Here is a 7,262-nt window from a genome sequence, read left to right on the forward strand (position 1 = left end):
GCCCGCTACGCTGCCACCTGTACCCACCAATGAACGACTCTCGTTCGCCGTGGACCATTTCACGGGGTCCGGTCACGTGGATCTTGCCGAAGTGGGACAGCAGGTATGGAGTCGTTCACCACTGGGTGATCGGATTATTGCCGATAGCGCTGCGCCTCGAGCGTTTCGCGGTATGGCTAATTTTCGAGTTGCTCGCTGTGACGCTAGTCGACGCGAAGCCCCTCTCACGCGTCCTCGGTGCGATCGCGCGCCGCCACCTACATCGGCAGGTTGCTAGCCCATCTTTGCGCGAGCAGTTGACGCCTTCCGACGCGCCGGGATGCAAGCGAGTGCTGTTCTCGAATGACTACTACCCAGCAATCGCGAGTGATCGTGTGTCGTTGGTGCCGAACGCGATCGCAAAGCTCTGCGATAAGGGTGTCAAGACCGAGGACGGCGAATTTCGTCCTGCAGACGTCGTGATCTACGGAACCGGGTTTCGCGCCACCGCTTTTCTCGCCCCGATGTCCGTGCGCGGCTCTCGCGGAGTCTCCTTGGCCGAGGTGTGGAAGACCCAGGCATACGCATATCTGGGCATCACTGTCCCCATGTTCCCGAACCTGTTCCTGCTTTATGGTCCCAACACGAATGTGGGCTCGGGGTCGATCGTCTACATGATCGAGTCACAGGTCCGTCACATCGCAACGCTCATCAGGGTCGTGGCTGCTCATCCGGGTCATGCGATCGAGGTCAAGCCAGAGATCGCGCAACGCTACAACAGGCGCTTGAGAAGGCGACTACGGAGGTCGGTGTGGGCGCTGTATGCGAGCTGGTATCGAGCCTCGAGTGGGGAAATCCCGACGAACTGGCCGGGGCCTACCTTGGTTTATCGACTCCTTACCCGGAAGCCGCACAGCGGCGATTACGTCTTGAGAAACGTCGGGCGTCTCAAGGTCGGAGACCCTGCAGAACCGAGCCTGGCCGACTAAGGGCACGAAACGCACTTAACCGCTAGGCCAATAATGTCGAGATATTGACATTGATGGCAGCTCTGTAAAGACTGGTGGAGGCGCCGTCAAAGCGGCCCAGCGTCCAGGAGGGACCATGACGAATCACCTTCTCGCACCTGCGCATCACGTGAAGGAGCGGTTGTCCTCTGTGATCATGGTCCCCGCGCCTCACGCCGTCGACGACAGATGGCGTCGATGGAGCCGGGACTGGCCGGTTCGTGAACTGGCACCGCCACCCGCGGGCAGTGGGTTGAAAGCCGTCCGGGGGGATGCCGGACTGCCCTTTGTGGGTCACACGCTCGACTACATCCGATTCGGATCGGATTTCAGTCGAGAGCGCTACGACCGTCTGGGTTCGGTGTCGTGGATGGGCGCGTTCGGCACCAAGATGGTGGTCATCGCGGGACCGAACGCCACTCGGGAGGCGTTCACGAGCGAAGCGAAGGCATTCTCTCAGGATGGCTGGTCCTTCCTGATCGACGCCTTCTTCCATCGCGGTTTGATGCTCATGAGCTTCGACGAGCACTTGATGCACCGGCGCATCATGCAGGAGGCGTTTACGCGTCCGCGTTTGACCGGATATGTCGAACAGGTGACCCCATGCGTTCGCACGGCAGTGCCCGCTTGGCCGGTGGGTCCGTCGGTTCGAATCTACCCATTGCTGAAGGAACTCACCCTCGACATAGCTACCGACGTCTTCATGGGCGGTCGCGGCAAGGACGAGAGCGATGCTGTCAACAAAGCGTTCGTCGCCACGGTCCGGGCGGCGAGTTCCCTTGTGCGTGCTCCGCTTCCGGGAACCAGATTCCGCGCTGGTGTGCAAGGGCGGCGCGTCTTGGAGGACTACTTCTTCCGGCATCTGCCGGCCGCGCGAGCCGGCGAGACGGAGGATCTGTTCGCTGCTCTCTGTCAAGCCACGACCGAAGACGAGGAGCGATTTTCCGACGAGGATGTGGTTAATCACATGATCTTCTTGATGATGGCGGCCCACGACACATCCACGATTACCACCACAGCGGTCACCTATTTCCTTGCCGGGTATCCGCAGTGGCAGGAGGCAGCGGCTGCGGAAGCCGCGGCCATCGGTGACGGGTTGCCGGACATTGAGACCCTGGAGAAGATGACGGTCATCGACCTCGTGATCAAGGAAGCGCTCAGACTGCTTGCACCTGTTCCGCTGGTGATGCGCAAGACGGTTCGAGATGTCGCCATCGACGGATATCACATCCCCGCGAACACGTTGTGCGCCATAACGCCTGCCGTGAATCACTTCGATCGAACGATCTGGAGTGATCCGGAGCGGTTCGATCCCTCACGTTTCGACGAGCCTCGGCGCGAAGACCAACACCACCGATTCGCCTGGGTTCCGTTCGGAGGTGGAGCGCACAAGTGCATCGGCATGCAATTCGGGACGCTTGAGGTCAAAGCAATCCTGCAGAGGATGCTGCGTTCGTTCACCTGGTCGGTTCCGGAAAACTATCACGTCCGATGGGACAACACCTCGCTACCCATTCCGGTGGACGGACTTCCGTTGGAGATGAAGCGCCGATGACCGTCGACCACAGGCCCTACCTCGAACCCACGGAGTTTCTTGACTGGCAACAAGATTCGGTACGTGACTTCGTATCATCGGCGATCCGTGGTGCCTGCGGCGACACCGAGAAGGCCATCGCCATCTTCACCGCGGTCCGTGACTCCATTTGGTACGACCCGTACACGGTGACCGATAACCCACATGCGTATCGCGCCAGTACCGTCGCGACCGCAGAACGAGCCTACTGCGTCCCGAAGGCCGTGCTCTTGACTGCAGCGTGCCGAGCGGCGGGAATCCCGGCGCGGCTGGGGTTCGCCGACGTCCGAAACCACCTCCAGACCAAGACATTGCGCGAGCGGATGGGTGGTGCCGACGTTTTCGTCTACCACGGTTACAGTCTCATGTTTCTCAACGGTGCGTGGGTCAAGGCCACTCCGGCGTTCAATCGCGAGCTGTGCGCACGTTTCGGTGTCTCGCCGATCGGATTCGACGGCCGTAGCGACGCGCTACTCCATGGTTTCACCGCTGACGGCACCCAGCACATGGAATATCTACGCGACCGGGGAGCCTACGACGATCTACCCCTAGCAGACATCCTGCAAGCGCTGAAAACGCATTACGGGACATTCATCGACCACCCGAACAGCCGTCCTGACCTCTTCGCCTGAAAGGGCACTACACGATGCAAAGCACCATGCAAAATGTTCCCCTCACGGTTTCGGCGATCGTTCAGCATGCGGCAGCCATACACGGTGACAGCGAGGTCATCACTTCGACCGGAGATGGCTATCGTAGGACGCCTTACCGCAGTGTGCTGCCGCGCGTAGCTCGACTTGCCAACGCGCTGCGCAGCCTTGGCATCACGGCAGACCAACGCGTGGCCACCTTCCAGTGGAGCAACCAGGAACATCTGGAGGCCTACTGTGCGATTCCCTCTATGGGAGCGGTCCTGCACACGCTCAACATTCGTTTGGCCCCGGAGCAACTCGCGTACATCGCCAACCACGCGAGCGATCAGATCGTCCTAGTGGACGCTTCGGTTGTCCCGTTGTTGGCGCGCGCGCTCCCAGCGATGGCGTCGGTGCACACCGTCATCGTCACCGGAGAGGGCGACGTTGCCCCGCTACAGGGATGCGGGAAGACCGTTCTGCGTTACGCGGAAGTGCTTGCCGGCCAGGAAGAGTCATTTGACTGGCCTCGGCTCGACGAGCTGTCGGCCGCGGCCATGTGTTATACGAGCGGCACCACCGGAGATCCCAAAGGCGTCGTCTACAGCCACCGTTCGACGTACCTTCACTCCCTGACCGCCTGCACAGCTAACGCTTTGTCAGTCAGCGAGGCCGACCGTGTGCTGGCCATCGTCCCAATGTTTCACGCCAATGCGTGGGGGCTTATCTACGCAGCGTTGATGTCCGGTGCGGATCTGGTGCTGCCTGACCGGTATCTCCATGCCGAACCGTTGGTGTCGATCATCGAAGACACCAAGCCGACCGTGGCCGGTGCAGTGCCGACGATCTGGAACGACGTCGACCGATATCTGGATTCGCACCCTAGGCGGGACATTTCTTCGCTACGGCTGGTCGCGTGCGGGGGATCTGCTGTTCCGCTTTCCTTGATGCGGACGTTCGAAGAGAAGTACAGCGTGCCCGTTGTACAGGCATGGGGTATGACCGAAACCTCTCCGCTGGCGACCGTTGCACGTCCGGCTGGCAGAGCCGACGCGACGCGACGATGCGAGATGCGCGCATCCCAGGGCCGGCCGATCTGCGGTGTCGAAATCCGGTTGCGGGACGACGACGGGAAAGACGTGCCGTGGGACGGTCGGTCGGTTGGGGAAATTCAGGCGCGCGGCCCTTGGATTACCGGTTCCTATTTCGGAGACAACGATACGGAGAAGTTCGATGAAGGATGGTTGCGTACCGGTGATGTGGGCAGGATCGACGCCGAGGGCTATCTGACACTGACCGACCGCTCGAAAGACGTCATCAAGTCAGGTGGCGAATGGATCTCCTCGGTGGAGCTGGAGAACACGCTGATCGGGCACCCTGCCGTGTACGAAGCGGCGGTAGTCGGCGTCGCGGACGATAAGTGGCAGGAACGGCCGTTGGCGCTTGTCGTCGTCCACCCCGGAACCGACGTTGACATTGACCAACTCCGATCGTTCCTTTCGGGCAAAGTCGCCAAGTGGTGGATTCCTGAGCGATGGAGCTTCGTGTCCGATATTCCGAGGACGAGCGTCGGAAAGTACGACAAAAAGGCCATCCGTGCGCGCCACTCTGCCGGCGAATACCTCATCGAAATCGAAACGACATAGCGTCAAATCCCTGGAATTCCAACAGTCGGAAGGTAATCATGTCCTCCTCAATCTCTCCCTGGATGAATGCCGAATTACTCGAGCTTCGTGACCTCGCTGCGAAGTTCTTCTCGGCCGAATTGGCGCCGCATGCGCAACGCTTTGCAGACCAGCACCACGTCGACCGAGAACTGTGGAACCGAGCGGGCGAGCTGGGCCTGCTCTGCATGTCTATACCTGAGGAATATGGTGGAGGCGGTGGCACTTTTGCGCACGAAGCGGTCGTGCTCGAAGAGCAGGCCCGCATCGGTGACAGCTCATGGGGCGCGGGACTGCACAGCGGAATCGTGGCCCATTACATCCTGCAGTACGCGACTGAAGAGCTGCGCGGGCAGTGGCTTCCCAGGATGGCGTCCGGTGAAATGATCGGGGCGATAGCCATGACAGAAGCGGGGACCGGGTCCGATCTCCAGAGCGTCAAGACAAAGGCCCTCCTGGACGGTGACGAGTACGTGATCACCGGCTCCAAGACTTTCATCACCAACGGCCAACAGGCCGACCTCATCATCGTTGTTGCCAAGACAGATCCGAGCCAGGGCGCTGCGGGCATCTCTTTGATCGCTGTCGAGGCTGACCGGGCGGGATTCCGGCGTGGCAAGGTTCTCGACAAGATCGGCCAACGCGGCCAGGACACCTCCGAGTTGTTCTTCGATGAAGTGAGAGTTCCGCGCTCGCATCTACTGGGCCAGGCCGAGGGACAGGGCTTCATTCAGCTGATGACGCAGCTGCCCCAAGAGCGACTCATCGTCGCGCTTGGGGCTGTCGCAGCGATGGAACTGGCCTTAGAGCAGACGCTCAAGTACACCCGTGAGCGGGAGGCGTTTGGTCGGCCTGTCTTCGGCTTTCAGAACACCAAGTTCACGCTGGCTGAAGCCGCGACCGAGACGCGCATCGCACGAGTATTTCTCGACCACTGCATCGACCTGCACCTTGCGGGTCAACTTGACGTGCAGACAGTCGCCATGGCGAAGTGGTGGACCACTGAGCGAGCGATGAAGGTACTCGATGACTGTATGCAGCTTCACGGCGGATATGGCTACATGACCGAGTACCCCATCTCCCGATTGTGGGTGGATCAGCGCGTGCAAAAGATCTACGCCGGTACGAACGAGGTGATGAAGGAAATCATCTCGCGTTCCTTATGACTCGGCTGAGTTGTCACGTGCACGTTAGTCACCGCGAGGAGGATTGATGGCATCGACGGTGGTGCCGTATCGCCACGACATGGCTCTTCGTAATTCAGAGTGCATTGACCAGTGCGTGGAGTGCGCCGCTGTGCAGCAGTGAGCGGATTCGGTAGTGGGTGAGATTGCGAGGTGGCGTCCGGAATCCGGTGTAAATCGGCCTGCGGAGGTTCTTGCTTCGGTGGGTGATGCTACGCGATATCGTCGCTGACTTTCTTGCGCACCCGCCGGGTTACTGACCGGACCCCGTGAACTGATCTGTCCCCGCTGTTTCGAGCCGTGGTTATGCGAGTTGAGGGATCGAATAGGTGGACGTCCAGAGCGTTTCGAACTCTGTGGGGCTGATGTTACCGAGATAGCTGTGACGGCGTTCCGCGTTGTAGAAGTTGTCGATGTAATCGGCCATGGCGGCGGCCAATTCGATCGTGGTGGCCCATCTGCGGGTGTTAAGTAGCTCGACCTGCATCCGCGCCCAGAATGACTCCATGGCGGCATTATCGGAGCTTTGACCGGCTAATCGGAGCTCACGGGGCCGCGCTGTCGAGCGGAATGGTTCATCGTCGGGGTGACTTGGTGAGCTTGCGGAGTTGTTCTTCGTGGCGTTTGACCCCTTCGGCGAGGGCTTCAACTGCGGTGCGGAGGTGTGCAACTTCGGTGGCCAGGCCGGTCAGGGTGCGGGCGTCGGTTTGTCGGGTGCGGTGTTCGTCGACGATGGCGCGTAGTTGTTGGTCGCGGTAGAGCGTCGCGCGGCCGATCTGGGCGTGTTCGGCGACGGCGGTGAAGGTGATGGGGTGGCCTGAGGTGGCGAGCTCGGCGCAGACACGCTCGACGAGGTGGCCTGACCCCGTTTGGTTGATCCATGGCTTATGAGAGTCTTGCAGCCCACGACGTGGGCAGGAAGGCTCAACAAAATCATGGCGACGAGGAAGCGGCACAGCCCGGAGCAGATTGTGCGCAAGCTGATGGCGGCCGATCGGCTCCTGGCCGAGGGTAAGGACACGGCAGCGGTGTGCCGCGAACTGGGTGTCTCCGAGGCCACCTACCACCGGTGGCGTAACCAGTTCGGCGGGTTGAAGGCCGAGGACGCCAAACGGCTCAAGGACCTCGAACGCGAGAACACCACCCTCAAACGCCTGCTGGCAGACGCGGAGTTGGAGAAGGACGCGCTGCGGGAGATCGCGAAGGGAAACTTCTAGGCCCGG

At 60.7% G+C, this 7,262-nt stretch carries 7 protein-coding genes and 1 pseudogene; 7 read left to right on the forward strand and 1 reads right to left on the reverse strand.

Translation table 11 applies throughout. From position 1 onward, the window contains the following. The 5 genes from A9X01_RS24700 to A9X01_RS24720 all read left to right on the forward strand — a co-directional run. Nucleotides 1–968 (forward strand): flavin-containing monooxygenase (locus A9X01_RS24700; protein ID WP_253849380.1); only part of this gene is annotated, 968 nt, incomplete at its 5' end. A gap of 115 nt (nt 969–1,083) precedes the next feature. Further along, nucleotides 1,084–2,541: a cytochrome P450 gene (locus tag A9X01_RS24705; RefSeq protein WP_065123239.1), complete on the forward strand. Its 1,458-nt coding sequence runs from the start codon at nt 1,084–1,086 to the stop codon at nt 2,539–2,541. Next, complete coding sequence (locus tag A9X01_RS24710) at nt 2,538–3,191, forward strand: transglutaminase-like domain-containing protein (RefSeq protein WP_065123240.1); 654 nt, start codon at nt 2,538–2,540, stop codon at nt 3,189–3,191. Before A9X01_RS24705 ends, A9X01_RS24710 begins: the two co-directional genes overlap by 4 nt. Nucleotides 3,192–3,205: 14 nt before the next feature. After that, a complete protein-coding gene (locus A9X01_RS24715; RefSeq protein ID WP_065123241.1) occupies nt 3,206–4,837 on the forward strand; it encodes a fatty acid--CoA ligase in 1,632 nt (543 codons plus the stop codon). A 38-nt stretch (nt 4,838–4,875) separates the two neighbouring features. Beyond that, entirely contained in the window at nt 4,876–6,021 is a 1,146-nt protein-coding gene (locus A9X01_RS24720; protein ID WP_065123242.1) for an acyl-CoA dehydrogenase family protein, read from the forward strand. Between the two features lie 322 nt (nt 6,022–6,343). Here the strand turns inward: A9X01_RS24720 and A9X01_RS31955 are convergent, their stop codons facing one another. After that, nucleotides 6,344–6,709, reverse strand: coding sequence for an integrase core domain-containing protein (locus tag A9X01_RS31955; RefSeq protein ID WP_335583074.1), 366 nt, complete (start codon nt 6,707–6,709; stop codon nt 6,344–6,346). Between A9X01_RS31955 and A9X01_RS31960 the strand changes: the two genes are divergently transcribed. Further along, nucleotides 6,657–6,782, forward strand: a complete 126-nt coding sequence (locus A9X01_RS31960) for a hypothetical protein (protein ID WP_257786932.1) — start codon at nt 6,657–6,659, stop codon at nt 6,780–6,782. The two genes, A9X01_RS31955 and A9X01_RS31960, sit on opposite strands and share 53 nt — an antisense overlap. 192 nt (nt 6,783–6,974) lie before the next feature. Next, nucleotides 6,975–7,262: pseudogene (locus A9X01_RS24730) on the forward strand (transposase); the annotation flags it as partial.

This window comes from Mycobacterium asiaticum (assembly GCF_001668675.1).
GTDB lineage: Bacteria > Actinomycetota > Actinomycetes > Mycobacteriales > Mycobacteriaceae > Mycobacterium > Mycobacterium asiaticum_D.